16 protein-coding genes are annotated in these 17,094 nt (G+C 72.9%); 4 read left to right on the top strand and 12 right to left on the bottom strand.

Annotated elements, in window-relative coordinates:
* Window positions 1–41: 41 nt before the first annotated feature.
* The 10 genes from ACQF4J_RS18060 to ACQF4J_RS18015 form a co-directional block, all read right to left on the bottom strand.
* On the bottom strand, window positions 42–374 hold the full coding sequence (locus tag ACQF4J_RS18060; RefSeq protein ID WP_351566304.1) for a TcmI family type II polyketide cyclase: 333 nt from the start codon (window positions 372–374) through the stop codon (window positions 42–44).
* A gap of 19 nt (window positions 375–393) precedes the next feature.
* Window positions 394–873, bottom strand: coding sequence for an SRPBCC family protein (locus tag ACQF4J_RS18055; RefSeq protein WP_142142234.1), 480 nt, complete (start codon window positions 871–873; stop codon window positions 394–396).
* Window position 874: 1 nt separating this feature from the next.
* Window positions 875–1,132 carry an acyl carrier protein gene (locus ACQF4J_RS18050; protein ID WP_351566307.1) on the bottom strand — a complete coding sequence of 86 codons (258 nt, stop codon included), beginning with the start codon at window positions 1,130–1,132 and terminating at the stop codon, window positions 875–877.
* A 32-nt stretch (window positions 1,133–1,164) separates the two neighbouring features.
* Entirely contained in the window at window positions 1,165–2,406 is a 1,242-nt protein-coding gene (locus ACQF4J_RS18045; protein WP_351566313.1) for a ketosynthase chain-length factor, read from the bottom strand.
* Entirely contained in the window at window positions 2,403–3,671 is a 1,269-nt protein-coding gene (locus ACQF4J_RS18040; protein WP_351800731.1) for a beta-ketoacyl-[acyl-carrier-protein] synthase family protein, read from the bottom strand. Before ACQF4J_RS18040 ends, ACQF4J_RS18045 begins: the two co-directional genes overlap by 4 nt.
* The gene (locus ACQF4J_RS18035; RefSeq protein ID WP_260844697.1) at window positions 3,668–4,093 is read right to left on the bottom strand and encodes a cupin domain-containing protein; all 426 of its coding nucleotides are present in this window, start codon (window positions 4,091–4,093) and stop codon (window positions 3,668–3,670) included. The genes ACQF4J_RS18040 and ACQF4J_RS18035 overlap by 4 nt, the downstream gene beginning before the upstream one ends.
* A 62-nt stretch (window positions 4,094–4,155) precedes the next feature.
* Entirely contained in the window at window positions 4,156–5,253 is a 1,098-nt protein-coding gene (locus ACQF4J_RS18030; protein WP_351566318.1) for a SchA/CurD-like domain-containing protein, read from the bottom strand.
* A 103-nt stretch (window positions 5,254–5,356) separates the two neighbouring features.
* Window positions 5,357–6,037 carry a class F sortase gene (locus tag ACQF4J_RS18025; protein WP_351566321.1) on the bottom strand — a complete coding sequence of 227 codons (681 nt, stop codon included), beginning with the start codon at window positions 6,035–6,037 and terminating at the stop codon, window positions 5,357–5,359.
* 116 nt (window positions 6,038–6,153) lie between these two features.
* Complete coding sequence (locus ACQF4J_RS18020; protein ID WP_427166132.1) at window positions 6,154–6,708, bottom strand: hypothetical protein; 555 nt, start codon at window positions 6,706–6,708, stop codon at window positions 6,154–6,156.
* A 183-nt stretch (window positions 6,709–6,891) separates the two neighbouring features.
* Window positions 6,892–8,550 (bottom strand): FAD-dependent oxidoreductase, encoded by a 1,659-nt coding sequence (locus ACQF4J_RS18015; RefSeq protein ID WP_351800727.1) that lies wholly within the window; start codon window positions 8,548–8,550, stop codon window positions 6,892–6,894.
* Between the two features lie 335 nt (window positions 8,551–8,885).
* Here ACQF4J_RS18015 and ACQF4J_RS18010 point away from each other — a divergent pair, with 335 nt between their 5' ends.
* From ACQF4J_RS18010 to ACQF4J_RS18000, 3 genes are read left to right on the top strand one after another with little or no spacing between them, the layout of a single operon-like run.
* The gene (locus tag ACQF4J_RS18010; RefSeq protein ID WP_351566328.1) at window positions 8,886–9,200 is read left to right on the top strand and encodes a hypothetical protein; all 315 of its coding nucleotides are present in this window, start codon (window positions 8,886–8,888) and stop codon (window positions 9,198–9,200) included.
* A 1-nt stretch (window position 9,201) separates the two neighbouring features.
* Complete coding sequence (locus ACQF4J_RS18005; protein WP_351566330.1) at window positions 9,202–10,230, top strand: hypothetical protein; 1,029 nt, start codon at window positions 9,202–9,204, stop codon at window positions 10,228–10,230.
* Complete coding sequence (locus tag ACQF4J_RS18000) at window positions 10,227–11,969, top strand: hypothetical protein (protein ID WP_351566332.1); 1,743 nt, start codon at window positions 10,227–10,229, stop codon at window positions 11,967–11,969. Before ACQF4J_RS18005 ends, ACQF4J_RS18000 begins: the two co-directional genes overlap by 4 nt.
* On the opposite strand, the gene ACQF4J_RS17995 is transcribed toward ACQF4J_RS18000, so the two are convergent.
* A complete protein-coding gene (locus ACQF4J_RS17995; protein WP_427166129.1) occupies window positions 11,950–13,653 on the bottom strand; it encodes an APC family permease in 1,704 nt (567 codons plus the stop codon). The genes ACQF4J_RS18000 and ACQF4J_RS17995 overlap by 20 nt on opposite strands.
* Before the next feature lie 188 nt (window positions 13,654–13,841).
* On the opposite strand from ACQF4J_RS17995, the gene ACQF4J_RS17990 reads away from it, so the two are divergent.
* Window positions 13,842–16,019, top strand: a complete 2,178-nt coding sequence (locus ACQF4J_RS17990) for a DEAD/DEAH box helicase (protein WP_427166127.1) — start codon at window positions 13,842–13,844, stop codon at window positions 16,017–16,019.
* A gap of 3 nt (window positions 16,020–16,022) precedes the next feature.
* Here the strand turns inward: ACQF4J_RS17990 and ACQF4J_RS17985 are convergent, their stop codons facing one another.
* Window positions 16,023–16,997 (bottom strand): SMP-30/gluconolactonase/LRE family protein, encoded by a 975-nt coding sequence (locus ACQF4J_RS17985; protein ID WP_351566345.1) that lies wholly within the window; start codon window positions 16,995–16,997, stop codon window positions 16,023–16,025.
* Between the last annotated feature and the right edge of the window lie 97 nt (window positions 16,998–17,094).

Genomic DNA, 17,094 nt, shown 5'->3' with positions numbered 1-17,094 from the left:
CCCGCGACGCTGCGGGTCCGGCGACCGGTGAGATGCGTGGGTCAGCCGGCCGGGTCGCGCTCCCAGAGATAGAAGCGCTGGGCCATGGCGTCCTTCGGGGAACGCCAGGTCTCGGGGTCGTACGCACTGACGTACGAGGCGAGACGCTCGCTGACCCCCCGGAACTCCGGGTGGTCGACGACCTTGGCGATGGCGGGTCCGGGATCGCGCTCGGACTCCACGAGATGCATGTACACATCGCCGAACTGGAACAGGCTGCGCCGGACTACTCCGACGAGGTGCGGCAGCTCGCCCCGGTCGGACTCCGCGAAGATCTTCGCGATGTCCTGGGCCGAGCCGGGGGCCATCCGGGCGACGATCAGCGCCTGGTGCATGGGCGGTCCTCCGTCCGGCTCAGTCGGTCAGGCCGGGCGTGAGGCCCTGCTCGGCGGCGGTCTTCTCGATGCGGTCGCGGATCAGCGCCAGCTGCACCTTGGAGTTGCGGTTGATGTTGTCGGTCATCCAGTCGTCGTCGACCGGCGCCTCGGGCTTCATCGCGAAGTCCTGTGTCCAGACCATCCGCACGCCCTGGGGGACCTCCTCGTACCGCCACAGGATGTTCATGTGGTCGAACGGCCCCGTCTCGACCCGGCGGGCCCGGACGGTGAGGGTGTCGCGGTCCGCCTCGCGCTCCGAGACCCAGCTCCACACCTTGCCGTTGTCGTCGGGGTGCATGGTGAGCCGGAAGGTGACCTTGTTCCCCTCCCGGGAGAGGATCTCGGCGGAGGCGTACTCGCTGAACAGCCGTGGCCAGCCCGCCACGTCGTTCGTGATGTCCCACACCAGGTCCAGCGGTGCGGCGATGGTGATCTCGTTCTCGGTGTGTCCGGTCATGTCACGCCCCCGCCGGCAGGGCGCCGTTGACCTGGTCGAGGAACTGCCGGGGCGTCTTGCTGCGCTCGGCGTCCGGCGGCATCGGCGTGCCGTAGCGGTTCTCCAGCTCGCCGACGATGCCCAGCAGCCCGAGCGAGTCGATGCCGAAGGTGTCGAAGCCGGAGTCGTAGCCCCGCTGCAACTCCTCGGGGGCGACGGTGACGCCGGCTGCCTTCTTCATCAGCTCGGACAGTTCTTCCACGGTGATGCGGTCACTCATGCGGTGGTTCTCCTTCGCTCTGTGACGGTTCGTCAGGTGGCGCCGTGCCGCAGCACGAGCGCCGAGTTCGACCCCATGAGCCCTCGGCTGAGGACCAGCGCCGTGCGCGGCTCGGCGGCGCGGGCCGCGCCGGTCACGAGGTCGAGGTCGTGGCAGACGTCGAAGACGTTCGGGGTGGGCGGGATCACGCCGTACCGCATCGCCAGCGCCGCCGCCGCGACGTCCAGCACGGGCGCGGCTCCGTAACCGCGGCCGATCCCGGTCTTCGGCGCGGTGACCGGCACCCGCCTCCCGTGCGCGCCGAACACGTCGGCGATCGCCAGGGCCTCGGCCCGGTCGGCCTCCGGCACACCCAGCGCGTCGGCGAAGACCACGTCGATCTCCTCGGGCGCGCAGCGGGCCTCGGCCAGGGCGCCGCGGATGGCGTGCGCGAGCCCCTCCCGGGACCGCTCCCAGCGGCCGGCCCCGGTGAACGTCGCCGCGTGTCCGGCGAGCCGGGCCCGCACGTCGGCACCGCGCTCGCGGGCCGAGCCCTCGTCCTCCACCACCAGCATGGCGCCGCCCTCGGCGGGCACGAACCCGCAGGCCGCGGAGGTGAAGGGGCGGTAGGCGCGGGTCGGGTCCTCCTCGGTGCTCAGCTCCGGGTAACCGAGCTGGCAGACCACCGAGTACGGGGCGAGCGGCGCCTCCGTGGACCCCGCCACCACCACGTCGGTGCCACGGCGCACCGCGCGCGCCGCGTGCGCCAGGGCGTCCAGGCCGCCCGCCTCGTCGGAGGCGACCACACCACAGGGGCCCTTGAAGCCGCGGCGGATGGAGATCTGGCCGGTGCTGGCGGCGTAGAACCAGGCGATCGACTGGTACGGGCCGACGAACCGGCTGCCCTTGCCCCACAGCTGCTGCAGTTCCCGCTGTCCGAACTCGCCGCCGCCGGAACCGGCCGCGGTGACCACGCCGACCGAGAACGGAGCGTCGTCGGTGTCGGCCCGGCCGAGCCCGGCGTCGTCCAGCGCGCGGTCGGCGGCGGCCAGCGCGAAGTGCGTGAAGCGGTCGGTCTGCACGAGATACCGCTCCTCGACCGCCGTGCCGGCGTCGAAGCCCCGGATCTCGCCGGCCACCCGCAGCGGCAGGTGCTCACAGCCCTCGCGGGTGACCCGGTCGAGGACGCTGAGGCCCGCCTCGGTGGACTTCCAGAAGGCGTCCGTGCCGTCGCCGTTGGGCGCGACCACGCCGATTCCGGTGATTGCGGCACGCCGTGGATACGGTTCGCTCATCGTCTTGGCTCCCTCGACCGGGACAGGACCACCGCGGACTGGAAGCCCCCGAACCCGCTGCCCACGGACAGCACGCTGTCCAGCCGGCGTTCGCGGGCCGTGCGCGGGACGTAGTCCAGGTCGCACTCGGGGTCCGGGGTCTCGTAGTTCGCGGTGGGCGGTACGACCTGGTGGGCCAGGGCCAGCACGCAGGCGACGACCTCTATCGCGCCGATCGCGCCCAGGGAGTGGCCCACCATGGACTTGATGGAGCTCATCGGGGTGTCGTAGGCGTGCGGGCCCAGCGCCCGCTTGACCGCCGCGGTCTCGTGCCGGTCGTTCTGCTGGGTGCCCGACCCGTGCGCGTTGACGTAGTCGATCGCCGTCGGGTCGAGCCGGGCGTGGTCGAGGGCGTCTCGGATGGCACGGGCCATCTCCACTCCCTCGGTGGTCAGACCGGTCATGTGGTAGGCGTTGCCGAAGGTGGCGTAGCCACTGAGCTCGCAGTACACGTGCGCGCCTCGGGCTCGCGCGTGCTCCAGCTCCTCCAGGACGAGTACGGCGCCGCCCTCGCCCATGACGAAGCCGTTGCGTTCGGCGTCGAAGGGGCGGGAGGCGTGGGCCGGGTCGTCGTTGTTGGGGGAGGTGGCCTTGATCGCGTCGAAGCAGGCCATGGTGATCGGGGAGATCGGCGAGTCCGAGGCGCCGGCTATGCAGATGTCGGCCCTGCCCTCCTCGATCGTGTGGAAGGCGTAGCCCACCGCGTCCAGGCCGGAGGTGCAGCCCGTGGAGACCGTCTGCACCGGCCCGCCCGCGCCGAACCGTTCCGCCACCGTCGCGGCGAGCGTGCTCGGCGCGAACGCGCGCTGCAGGTGCGGGCCGGCCTCGCGTTCGTCCACGTCCCAGCGCTGCCCACGATGGCTGACCAGGACGTAGTCGTGCTCCAGTCGGGTGGTCCCGCCGACGGCGGTGCCCAGTGAGACCCCGACCCGCCAGGGATCCTCCCGGCCCAGGTCGAGACCCGCGTCAAGGACCGCCTCCTCGCCCGCCACCAGGGCGAACTGGATGTAGCGGTCGCAGCGCGCGACCTGCTCCGCGTCCAGCCCGTGCGCGCCGGGCTCGAAGTCGCACTCGGCGGCGATCCGCGACCGGAGCCCGGACGGGTCGAAGAACGTGATGCCCCGGGTCGCGGTGCGCCCCTCGGCCAGCAGGTTCCAGAACGCCGGTACGCCGATGCCGCCCGGTGCGACGATGCCTATGCCGGTGACCGCGACGCGCCTGCTCATGACGCGACCCGATCTCGGCCGGCCACCGGGGCCGAGTCCGTCTCCTCGGTGTCCACGTGCCCGAGCGGCGGGGTCGGTGCCAGCGGGCCGAGATGGAAGACGAGACGGGCCTCGACGTTGCCCACGTTGCGGAAGCGGTGCCGCATGTGGGCGGGGATCATCAGCCCCTGCTCGGGCTGCAGCGGGTGGGCCTCGCCGTCGAGGTCCACCTCCAGCTGCCCGCACAGGACGTACACGAACTCCTCGGAGTACGGGTGGTAGTGCTCACCGATGCGGTCGCCGGGCTGCACGATGGCCACACCCATGAAACCGCTGGTCGAGCCGACCGTGGCGGGGGTGAGCAGGGCGCGCAGATCGCCGCCACGGCGGGTGTTGGGCTCGATCTCGTTCAGAGCCACGATTCTGGGACGGGAAGTGGTCACGACAGTGCTCCGATTCATGCGCTGCACGGGCGGGTGGGGGAGTGGCCGTCGCGGTCGACCGATCAGGCGTCGGGCGAACGGCGGTCGGTGACGAGGTCCATGCGCGCGGCGTCGAGCACGCGCGCCGGGTCGCCGTCCGGGAACGTGGTCAGGTCGGCCACCTGCCCGGGCTCGGCGAGACCGAGGAACGGCGCGGGGACGGCGGTGTCGAGCGCGCCGCGCACGTCGATCAGCCGGACAACGATGTCGTCCCGCTGGAAGATCGTGCTGCGCAGGACCGGACCGTGCGGGTTGTCCGCCGCCGCCGCGTCCTGCCGGGCGAGCACCTCGGCCAGCCGCATTCCCTGTCCCGGACGGGCCGGGTAGTACAGGGCGTGCCGCTCCACCTGCGCGTCCCCCTGCTCCGCCGTCACGTGGTGCACGGCGGGCAGGGCCGCACGGGTGAAGAACATCCGGGCCGACTCGGGGTCGTCGAGATCCCGGTCCTGCTCCAGATAGGGGTTGATGGCCTCCTCGACGGCGCGGACCTCGGGCTGGCGGGCGACGTGGCGCAGCGCGGCGAGCAGGTCGCCCTTGACCTCGACGGCCCGCACCACCCGGTTGCCGTGCATGAAGAGGGACGTACGGCACAGCCGGGTGTTGTCGTCGACCCGGGGTTCGGGGGAGGCGTAGTCGGCGAGGATCTTCTTGACCTGCTCCTCGCTGCCCGGCTTGACGGTGAAGGTGAGCGCGTGCCGGATCACACCGTCACCGATGCGGGGCATGCTCTGCAGCCGGCGCTCGTCGCCCACGGCGGGACCGCCGGTCTCGCGGACGACGTGGAAGCGCAGCGACCGCGTGTCGCGCACGCAGCTGTGCAGCGGCTCCACCATCCGCACGTGCTCCTCGCTGTTGACCCAGGCGAGGAACGGCGGGGCGCTCTCCCACTCGCTGGTGATCAGCCACTGGGAGGGGTTCTCGATGGACTGGCACAGCTGGTCGCTGACGTGTCCGGGGACGGACGCGACCTGGTGGCACAGCTGCTCGTAGGCCTCCAGGAACTGCTGCTGGGCGCCGTCGTAGACGTCCACGAGCAGGACGACCCGCAGCCGGGAGCCGTCGAACACGGACTGGGACACACGGGGCGATGCCTGGGGGGCACGTTCGGACGTGGTGGTCATCCTGCGCACATCTCCTTCTCGGGGGATTGCTTCTCGGCGTACTCGATCCTGTGCCCGTCCTGTGAAGCGCGCGACTCGCGTGAATCACGCGGGTGACCGTGACTCACACCAGGTGCGCGAAGACGACCAGGTTGTCGGTGTAGTCGCGCACCGTGCGGTCGTAGTCGCCCGCACAGGTGATGAGGCGTGCCTCGGCCCGCGGGGTGTCGCCGTAGACGCGGTCGCTGGGGAAGTCCGCCTTCGAGAAGGTCTCCGCGCCGTCGACCTGGAAGGTGGCGGTACGGCCGTCGGCGCGCTCCACGGAGAAGACGTCGTCCTTGCGCAGTTCGCCCAGGTCGGCGAAGACGGCGGCGGACGTCTTGGTGTCGACATGCCCCGCGATGACCGCCGTGCCCGTCTGCCCGGGCGCGGCGCCGTCGGCGTACCAGCCGACGAGGTTGGTGTCGGCCGCCGGCGGCGGCTGGAGCTGCCCGCTCGCGCCGATGGCGAGCTCGGTGAAGGGCGCGTCGACGCCGATCTTCGGGATGAGCAGACGCACCGGCCGCGACCAGGGCATATGCGGTCCCGCCGAACTCCCCGAGGGAGCCGCCCGGGCGGGTGGGGCCGATACGACGGCCTGCTCCGCGCGCGGGGCCCGGGAGGTGCCGGGCGCGGGGTCGTGGCCCGCGATCAGGGCGATGGCCAGGAGCAGCCCGGTCGCGGCCCAGATCATGACCGGGCTCGTACGCGAGCCCGTGGTGGAGGCCGGGTCGTCGCCGGAGGGGGGAGAGGAAGGGGCAGCCATCGGGAAGAACACCTCACTCGGACACAGCAGTCGAGCGGACGGGACGGGGGAGGGAGCGGCCGGGCCGCCACGGGGGCGCGTGTGGCGGCCCGGGCCGCTATCGCGTCCGGCATGGCTCAGGCCAGGCTTCCGGCGGTCTTCCTCCGCCGTGCCGCGTACAGGCCGGTCCCGGCGAGGCCCAGGACGGCCAGCCCGCCCGCGGTCATCGTCGGCGTGGCGAGCGCGCCGCCACCGGTGTGCATGCCCCCGTGCGGCTTCTCGTGCTCACCGCGCCAGCCGTCCGAGTCGCCGGAGCCGCTCGACGAGCCGTCACCGTGGTTGCGGTAGGTGTTCGGGTCGAACCGGGGGTCGGAGGAGCCGCCCCAGGAGTCCCCCTTCACGGCGGTCAGCGCCCCGCCACCCGTGTGCATGCCACCACGCGGTCCGTCGTGGCTGCCGTCCGTGTCGTGCTCCTTGCCCCAGGAGGACGAGGAGTCGTGCTCCTTGCCCCAGGAGGACGAGGAGTCGTGCTCCTTGCCGGAGGAGGAGGAAGAGTCGTGCTCCTTGCCGTGGGAGGACGACGAGGAGTCGTCCGGACTCCAGCCACCGTCGGCCGCGTAGGCGCCGGGGGCGGTGATCGCCAGGACGGCCGAGGCCGCCGCGGTGGCCAGGAGCATGCGAGCAGAGCGCATAGGTGGATTTCCTTCCGTCACGGCCTGGGCAGCTGGCGTCGTGTCAGCTGAGGTGACCCGGCCCCGACATGAACCACCGTCAGCGCGGTGGCGCTCCACCACCACTCAAGACGATCACGCGGGTGAACGGCATCGGCCGGCCGGGCGGTGTCGCGCCGCCCGGCCGGCCGTCCTGCCCCGAGTTCAGGCCAGTGCCGCCACCGCCGCCAGAACATGACGCAGCGTCGACTCGGCGTCCGGCACCGGGCCCGGCGAGCGCCAGGCGACGAACCCGTCGGGGCGGACCAGTACGGCGCCCCCGTGCTCCGTGCCGTGGCACTGCGCCCAGTCCGCGCCCTCCTCGGGCACCAGCTCGGCATCGGGCCCGGTGCCCACGCGGTACGACACGACGGGGACGGGCGTCTGCTCGGCGAGCCGCGCGGCCGCCTCGTGCCAGCCACCCGCTTCGCCGGCCCCGCTCAGCAGGACCAGGGACTTCTCGTACAGGTCGAGGGTCGAGATCCGCTCGCCGCGGTGACGCAGCCACATGTGCGGGGCGCGGCTGCCGGGTTCACCCGTCAGGGCGAGGCCGTCCGGGACGACCGGGGCGGTGGGCTCGGTGCCGACGACGGCGCCCTGCGGATAGCGGTAGCCGAGGGCCACGTTGAGGATGCCCCGCTGGGGGCCGCCGGCGCCCGCACCGGGCGGCGGTGCGAAGCCGGGGTGGCTGTGCTCGGCCGACCGGGCGGCGGCCCGGGCGCTGGTCGCCTCCGCCACCGGCCGCCGCTCGGCGTCGTACGTGTCCAGCAGTCCCTCGCCCGCCCAGCCGCCGAGCACCGCGGCCAGCTTCCACGCCAGGTTGTGCGCGTCCTGGATGCCGGTGTTGGAGCCGAACGCGCCGGTGGGGGACATCTCGTGGGCCGAGTCGCCGGCCAGGAAGACGCGGCCCGAGCGGTAGGCGCGGGCGACGCGCTGGGCGGCGTGCCAGGGCGCCCGGCCGGTGATCTCCACGTCCAGGTCCGCCACGCCGACGGCCCGCCGGATGTGCTCGACGCACCGCTCGTCGGTGAACTCCTCCAGCGTTTCGCCGTGTTCGGGGTGCCAGGGCGCGTGGAAGACCCAGTTCTCGACGTTGTCCACCGGCAGCAGCGCGCCGTCCGCTTCCGGGCTGGTCAGGTAGCAGACGATGAAGCGGCGCTCGCCGACCACCTCGGCCAGCCGGCGGGAGCGGAAGGTGACGCTGACGTTGTGGAACAGGTCGCCGGGGCCGCTCTGGCCGATGCCGAGCTGTTCGCGGACCGGGCTGCGGGGGCCGTCGGCGGCGACGAGGTAGTCCGCGCGGATGGTCGTGTGCTCGCCGGTCTCGCGGCTCTTGACCACGGCGGTCACGTCGGCCGGACCGGCGTCGAACGACAGCATCTCCGTGGCGAACCGCAGATCGCCGCCCAGCCGTCGGGCGTGCTCCAGCAGGACCGGCTCCAGGTCGTTCTGGCTGCACAGGCACCAGCCGCTGGGGCTGAACCGAGCCATACCGCCGCCCGGGTCGATCTGCCGGAACAGCCACTCGCCCGCGTCGCCGACCAGGGTCGGCGTCTGCAGGATGCCGTGGTTGCCGGCCAGGGTGGCGGCCGCCCGATGGATCGCCGGCTCCACGCCGGCCACCCGGAACAACTCCATCGTGCGGACGTTGTTGCCCCGGCCGCGCGGGTGGATGGAGGTGCCGGCGTGCCGCTCGACCAGCGTGTGCTCCACCCCCAGCCGTCCGAGGAACAGCGAGGTCGACAGACCGACCAGGGAACCGCCGACGATCAGGACCGGCGTCCTGTGGACGCGGGCGCCCGTCTGTTCCGCTTCTTCGTTCATCACTCGCCTCCGGCGCGTCGTCTCCACCGACTCGGCCGTGTTGGGGTCGGCCCTCCATCCATGCCCCGCAGAACTGACAATGGGTCAGATTTCACCCGTTGGCAGGCGCGGAGGCCTGGCCGGCGGGCGGGCGCGGGGGCGGTGGAGCGGGAGCCCGGGCGGCGCTTTCTCGGGGCGGGTGCTTCCCGCACCACCGGGTGACGCTCCCGTGATCCGCGTACGAGCCCCAGGTGGGGGTTGCCCAAGTGGGTAGGCTGGTAACGGTGTTGGGGCGGGGAGGGCGTGACCGGCCTCGGCGCACGCGGCAGATCGGACCTCGACGCGGGGGCGTTGGCATGGCTGTGAAGATCTCGGTGTCCGTCAAAGGACAACTCGGGCTGGACGATCCGGACCGCATGCTCGGCGAACTCGCGGCGGAGACCGGCCTGGCCTGGCACCGCCGGGAGGTCGAGGAGGACGGCGTCCTCACCGGCGGCATCGTCGAGATCATCCTGGTCGCCGTGGTCGGCAAGGCCACCGAGATGACCGTCTCGGCGGCGGTGGACGCGGCCAAGCACGTCGTCGAGCGGTGGCGCGGCGAGCGCCTCGACCCGCTGGACACTGCCGTCGACACGGAGCCGGACCCCGGCACGACCGGCCAGGACGGCTGACATGGCATCCAGGGCGGTGGTCATCGGACCGGCGACGTACGCCGTGAACTCGGGCATCGACTCCCACCCGTCGATCGGCGAGAGCGCGCGCATGTACGGCGAGGTGCTGTCCGGCGACGCGATGTGGGGCCCCGACAGCTGCCGCGTCCTCGGCCCCGACGAGGTCCGCACCGCGGACGGGGTGATGCGGGCCCTGCAGGAGGCGGCGGACGAGACGCAACCCGAGGACATCTTCCTCGTGGTCTACGTCGGCCACGGCCAGTACTGGAGCGACCTGCCCGGCGCACAGGTGCACTTCTCCGTGGGCTCCTCGCACAAGAACCAGCCCTGGACCTGGCTGTCGAGCTGGTACGTCTACCGCGTGATGCGCAGGGCCAGGGCGAAACTGAAGGTCCTGATCGCCGACTGCTGCTACTCCAACCTGCTGCCGCAGCTGGGGGAGGAGCCGGTGCTGCCCGGCGTCCTGGGCGAACTGGACGAGGGCACCTGTGTCTTCACCGCCGTCAAGGACGCCAACTTCGCCTCCGCCGAGGGCTGTTCCTCGCTGCCCGGAGACCTCGCGCGGTGCACCCCGTTCAGCGGGCACCTGCTGCGGATACTGCAGGACGGCACCAAGGACCACGAGTCGCGGCTGACCATCGGCCTGCTGCGGGAGGCCGTCAAGCGGGAGATGGACAGCTGCGCGGCCGCCCGCCACCAGGTGCCGCGGATGTCGCTGAACGACGCCCGCGACGGCACGCCGCTGTTCACCAACCGGATGGAACCCACGCGCCGCGACCGGGCCCCGTACCTCCCGGTCGATCCGCAGGACTGGGTCAGGACACTGATGCTGGACCGCGACTCCCGCCTCGACGAACTGCTCAGGGACGAGCGCAAGACCGGTGACGTGGTCGCCATCCTCCGCTCCCGCCCCGATGAGGCCAGCAGGCATCTCGCCCGGCACATCGACGCCCGGGCCAACACCTCCTTCAGCGATCCGCACGCCTTCGCCCGGTACTGGAACAGGGCGGAGAAGGCACTGCGCGTATGAGCGACGGCCGTACCGCCGCGGGCTCCGAACCGGCCGGCGCCGCCGAGAGCGAGGACGGCGAGGCGTGGAGCTCCGGCTACGAATGGGTGACCAACTGCACGGTCGACGGCTTCGTGGGCCGCGTCCAGGCCATGCGCGAGGGCGACGAGCCGGGCACCGAGGGCGGTGTCGGGCCCCGACCGGCCGCCGCGGTCCGCGCCCTGCACGCCTTCGCCGTCCGCCGGTCCGTGGACGAACTCATCCGCTCGGCGGCCCGGTTCCACGACCGGGACGCCGTCACCGTGCTGGCCACCGCGGCCCTGCACCGCACCATCCTGCAGGCCGCGGAACTCGCCATCAAACAGTGGGACGTCGAGCACGAGCCGGGCGGCGCCGCCGACGGAGGCCCCCGGCTCATCGACGGCGTCATCCACGACATCGCCTGCCAGCGCACGGTCCTGGACGTCGCCGTGTTCATCCGCCAGTGCCGCGCCGCCGGCCGGAACGAGATGGTGGACCGCACGGTCCGCGTCTTCACCACCCCCAGCTCGGGGCGCACCAACCTCGACAAGGCGCTGCTCTACGTCGCCCTGCGCGACGAGAAGTGCGGGGAGGAGGCGGCCGAGCTCCTGCGCCGGTCCCTCGTCGCGATCACCGAGAACGGCGCGCAGACCCCGGACACCGTGCCGAGGCAGTTCCACGACCTCGCCGGAGCGCTCCACCACGTCAGCCCCTCCGAGAGAATCCTGGAGGAGTGGGCCGACGCCCAGCTCCAGCTCGACGACGACTTCGTGCACGAGACCCGCCAGATCATCGCCCAGCTGATCGCCACCCGCACCGACGGCCGCGACACGCTCGTGGAGCACGTCGGCAAGCGGCGCACCCGGCACGACATCGCCGAGATCTGCGGCCGGCTCAGCAGGCCCCCGCACGCCGCGAAGTGCGCCGAGATCCGCCGGCACGCCGCCGCGCGCGACAAGACGGAGGACCTCGCCGAGATCGTCCGTACCTGGTACGAGTCCGACGCGCTGAAGGGGACGACCGAGGAACTGCTCGCCGACATCGTCGCCCGGGGAGCGGCCCGGGACGCCGGGCCCCGCTCGCTGCGCGAACTCGACCGGCTGGACACGGCGCTGAGCAACGTCAACGCCCCGTCGGAGTGCCGGCGGATGCTGCGCGTCGCCGCCGCGGTGCACACCGACGGCCGTACCGGCGCCGAACTGGTGGCGCTGCTGGGCAAGGTCGAGCGGCCGCGGGACCGCAACCGCGCGGCCCGGACCGTCGCCCGCCGCCTCGCCGCCCGCGTCCTGGCGAACTCCGCGGAGGCCGACCTGTTCGTCGAGTACGTCCACGGGCTGCGCGGCGCCGGCCGCACCGAGGCCGTCTACCTGGCCTGCAAGGAGCTCGCGGACCCGTCCGACCCCGTGACCGCGCCCGAGGGCTCGGGCGCGGTGGTCGCCAGGATCGCGGCCCGGCTGTACGACGCCGACCTGCGCCGCGACGGCCGGGACCCGCGCCGGGACGGCTGGGACCTGCTGGAGCGCTGCCTGGAGAACGAGCAGCGGATCACCCCGCAGGAAGTGGCGGTGGTCGTCGCGCAGTTGCGGCTCAGCGCCATGAACGAGGAGGACCGGCACTTCCTGCTGCGGGCCACCGTGGGCCGCTGGTCCGACGCCCGGCGCCGGGAGGAGGCGGTCGCCGAGCTGAGCGAGAAGGGGTTCGACGCGGAGGCCAGGGAGGTCATTCGCTCACTGCGATAGGCGTCGGCGCCGGCGCGGGCGCGCCGGCCCCCGGCCTCGGCAGCATGGGCGGCACCTGCCGGATGTGCCGCCGGGACGCCCTGACCAGGCCCTCGAAGGACACCAGTGCCGTGACGACGGCCAGGAAGCCGCCCAGGACCTTGTGGTGCAGGCCGACCGGGGAGTCGCCCAGGAACAGGGTCAGCAGCATCAGCACCGTGAGATGACCGAGCAGCCACACCGCCGCCTGGGCGGAGGGTCTGGTACGCCAGTCCCGGAACTGCGTCACATGCACCTTGGCGTCGTATATCCGCCCGAACGCGGGCAGCCACTGGGCGAGGCTCGGCAGCCACAGCAACAGCACGCAGCCCACCGCGAGCGCCGCCAGCCCCTGCCAGAGGAAGGCCCAGCCGGCCCCGTAGAGGATCAGCGCGACCAGGGCGAAGCTCGCCCGGGCCAGCACCTCGTGGGCGTCGCGCCGCCGGCCGGAGTAGCCGGGCAGATGCTCGCGCAGGGACACCAGGGCCACGCCGGGGACGGCGTAGACGACCAGGGTCAGCACTCCGGTGGCGGCGACGAGGGCGCTCCAGCTGCCGCCGAGCGCGCGCAGGGCGACGGCGGCGATGAAGAAGTCGACGACCAGGACCAGCCAGTACACGTCGTAACGCCGTTTCAGGGACGCCTTGCGGGCGGTCTGCAGCCCCCGGTGCGTCAGGTGCGCCCGGCTGAGCGCCGCGACCTCGCGCGTGAGGGCGTGCGCGAAGACGAGCCCGGCACCCATCGGTGAGACCACGCCGTTGACGCGGAGCAGCACGCCCAGCCAGAACAGTCCGACGGCGTACGCGAAGTGGGCGTAGGGCGAGGACCCCATGTCGGCCGTGCTCCACTGGGCGTCGTGGTACCGGGTGAAGACGGTCTGCAGCGCTATGTACAGCACCATCGAGCCGACGATCGTCCCGAAGACCGCCCGCCGCAGCCGGGCCGCCTCACCCGGCGGCCGCCGTTTGACGTTGCCGGCGAAGTCCAGCGGCCCCTGGAAGCCGACGTAGGCGTAGATCACACCGCTGCCGACCACCGCGCTCAGCGCCGCGGCCGCGCCCTTGCCGTCGCTGTGCGCGCTCGCCGTGAGCCCCCGGTCGTCGAAACCTGCGGCGATCAGCAGGACGACGGTCAGCACGGGGACGAGGACCTTCAGCACGGTCAGCCAGGAGTTGATCCGGAAGAAGATGCGCGGGGCGACCAGGTTGACCGCGGAGATCACCGCCATGAACACCAGCGCGTAGCACCAGCCCCGGTCGGTGAGCGTGTCCGAGCCGTCCAGGAGTCCGTGGACCCGCCATCCGGACAGCGCCTTCGTCATCGCGACGGCCTCGCTGGCCAGGTTGATCGCGTACACCAGCCACAGCCCGGCCGCGACGACCGTGGCCACCACCTCGCCGCTGCTCTGCAGCGGCAGGAAGATCAGCCCGCCGGTCTTGGGCGCCGCGGTACCCAGTTCGACCATGACGCCCGCGATCAGCAGCATGAGCAGACCGCCGAACAGCCAGGCGAGCCAGGCGTCCGAACCCGCCTTGCGGAACGCCTCCCCGGCCCCCAGCATCCAGCCCGAACCGATCACACCGCCCGCCGCGAGACCGACGAGGTGGAACACCGACAACCGCCGCTGTTCGTCCTCGTCCTCGAACGGCAATGCCCGGAGACTCATCCGCCCTATCCCCCGCGTAGCGTCGGCAGCTCCTCACGCACAGTGGCCACAAGGGTACAGCCAGGGGCATTGTGTCGCCCGGGAGTTGATCGCACGGCCGGGCCACGGGCCTCACGGGCCGCTTCCGTTGTCGGTGCCCGGTGCGAAGATGTGGGCAGTGGGACGGGCGGCGCGGGAGGGGCGGTCGGGTGGGTGCGGGGGAGGTGCAGGCGGCGCCCGTGGGGCGGCGGGCCCGGGAGGTCTGCGAGCAGGGCACACGGCTGTACGACGCCGCGCGTGCCGTACTCGACGATCACGCCCGCGCCCTGCAGGCGGTGCGCTCCGCGCTGGTGCCGCTCAGGGACGAACTGGTCGCCCGGGAGCTGGAGTCCATCCCGGTCGCCCGGCTGAAGGACGCCACCGAGGGCAGGCTGCGGCTGGCGGCCGTGGAGGCGGCCGGCTTCACGACGGTGCGGGCGGTGCACGAGGCGAGCCGGTACGAACTGCGCCGGCTCCCCGGTGTCGGTGCCCAGACCGCCGACCAGGCCCTCGCCGCCGCCCACCAGATCGCGGCGGCCGTCGCGGAGACGGTCTCGGTCCGGATCGACGTCGACCGTCCCGAACCCCGCACCACGGCCCTCGTCGTCGCCCTGCACCGGCTCGTCGAGGCCGGGCCGGAGCTGCGCAAGGCCGTCGACACCGCCGGGCGGCTGGACGGCGAGCTGGCCGGATTGCTGAGCGCCGCCCGTCCCGCCACCGGCCGGCTCCGCCTGGCCTTCGCCGGCCGCCGGCGCAGGGAGGCCACACTCGCCGCGACGGCCCGGCTGCGCGAGCTGGCGGCCGAGGCGGAGGCGGAGGGCACCCGGCTGAAGCTGGCGCAGGCCTCGACCGACCTGCTGCGCGGACCCGCGGGCGAGATCGAGGCCTGGGTCGACTTCGAGCTGCGCTCCGCCGAGTACTACAGCCAGCTCGCCGAGGTCTGCGCCCACCGCACGGACGAGGCGGCCGCCGAGGGCTTCCTGCCGTCGGAGGTGGCCGAGCGGGTACGCGCCCAGCCCCTCGACGACACCCACCGCCGGGTCTCCCTGCGCGGCTACCAGTCCTTCGGCGCCCGCTTCGCCCTGGCCCAGCGCCGCGTCGTCCTCGGCGACGAGATGGGCCTGGGCAAGACGGTCCAGGCCATCGCCGCGCTCGCCCACCTCGCGGCCGAGGGACAGACCCACTTCCTGGTGGTGTGCCCGGCGAGCGTGCTGATCAACTGGACGCGGGAGATCCGCTCCCGCAGCACCCTGCGGGCGGTGCCCGTGCACGGCCCGGACCGGCAGGACGCGTACGCCGAGTGGCGCGAGCGCGGCGGCGTCGCCCTGACCACCTTCGACCTGCTGCACACCCTGCCCGCCCCGGACGGCGCCGGGCCCGGCATGCTCGTCGTCGACGAGGCGCACTACGTGAAGAACCCCGACACCCGCCGCACCAGGTCGATCGCCGCCTGGACGGGAACCTGCGAGCGCGTGCTGTTCCTGACCGGAACCCCGATGGAGAACCGCGTCGAGGAGTTCCGCACGCTCGTCCGCCACCTGCGGCCGGAGCTGCTCCCCGAGATCCGCGACAGCGACGCGGTCGCCGGCCCGCACGCCTTCCGCAGAGCCGTCGCCCCCGCCTACCTGCGCCGCAACCAGCAGGACGTGCTCACCGAACTCCCCGCCGTGCTCCAGGTGGACGAGTGGGAGGAGTTCAGCGCGGCCGACCAGGACGCGTACCGCGGGGCGGTCGCCGCGGGGAACTTCATGGCGATGCGCCGCGCCGCCTACGCCGACCCGGAGAAGTCCGCGAAGCTGCAGCGGCTGCGCGAACTGGTCGCGGACGCGGCGGCGAACGACCTGAAGGTGGTGGTGTTCTCGTACTTCCGCGACGTGCTCGCCGCGGCCCGGTCGGCCCTGGACGGCACGCCCGTGGGCCCGATCGCGGGCAACGTGCCCGCCGCCCGCCGTCAGCGCCTGGTCGACGACTTCACGGCCGCCGACGGCCACGCGGTCCTGCTCGCGCAGATCGAGGCGGGCGGCACCGGCCTCAACCTCCAGGCGGCGTCCGTGGTGATCCTGTGCGAACCGCAGGTCAAACCCACCCTGGAGCACCAGGCCGTGGCCCGCGCCCATCGCATGGGCCAGGTCCGCCCGGTCCAGGTGCACCGCCTGCTGTCGCCCGACAGCGTCGACGAGCGCCTCCTGCGCATCCTGAACGACAAGAGCCGCCTGTTCGACGCCTACGCCCGCCGCAGCGACACCGCCGACGCCACCCCGGACGCGATCGACGTCTCGGACGCCGACATCGCCCGCCGGATCGTGGAGGAGGAGCAGCGCAGACTGGCGGGCGAACCGGCCGGGTGACCGTCAGATCCCGTCCACCCAGGCCACGGTGAACGGCTCCTCGGGCACGCCCGGACCCATCGGGCCGCCCTTGTCGAACTGCGACCGCACGACCAGCAGCCGGCCGTGGAGGCGGGCGAGTGTGGTCGGGACCTGCAGCGCGGAGTCGGTGAAGCGCCGCTCCAGCCGGGCCGAGGCGCCGTCGCGGGCGAGCCGCCACCGGCTGAGGGTGTTGACGGCGTTCTGCGCTGCCCACAGCGTGCCGTGCGCCAGCTCCAGCCCGTCACCGTGGGTCAGGTCGCCGCCGTGCAGGGCGACTTGGCGTACGGCGCCGGTCGCGGTGTCCACCCGGTACAGGCCGCCGCCGGTCATGCCGACGACGAACAGGTGCCGCCCCGAGGGATCGACGACGATCCCGTTGAGGAACAGACCGCCCGGGTCGGCCACGGAGCTCAGGTCGTACGCGGCGTCCAGCGTCGCGCCGCCGCGGCGGGCGCGGGCGAGGTCGGCCGGGGTGACGCGGTAGACCACGGGGCGGGAGCTGTCGGTGAGGTAGGCGGTGCCGTCCGGCCCGATCGCCAGGTCGTTGACGAAGGACGGGCCGCCGTCGGGGACGGTGAGCCGGGCGAGCGGCGTGCGGCCGGGCAACGCGTAGACGTCCACGCCGGCCGTGGAGTCGATGACCCACAGCCGCCCGGCCCGGTCGACCTCGAGACCGTTGGCGGTGGTGCGGCCGTCCGCGCCGGCCGCCAGGAAGACCTCGGCAGCGCGGCTGCCCCTCGCGGCGCGGTACACCGCGCCGGTCGTGTACGAGCCGACATACGCGTCGCCGGTCCGCGGATCGAGTGCGATGCCCTCCGGATAGGCGCGGTCGTCGGGGAGCGTGAACGCCGTGGATATCCGCGGCGCGGTGGCCGCCCGGGCCGGGCCCGCCGCGGTGACGGCCAGCGCGGCGGCGGTGGTGGTCAGAAAGGTACGGCGATGGATCGAACGGGACACGTCGGTGCCTCTCACTTCGGATACTCACTACCTTCAGGACCCGAATTTAAGTTAGAGCTCTAATGCACGTCAATGCATTAATTATCCAGCGTGGTCT

The sequence above is a fragment of the Streptomyces sp. C1-1 genome (genome assembly GCF_050214755.1).
In the GTDB taxonomy this organism is placed as follows: domain Bacteria; phylum Actinomycetota; class Actinomycetes; order Streptomycetales; family Streptomycetaceae; genus Streptomyces.
This window is presented reverse-complemented; position numbering and strand designations above follow the sequence as displayed.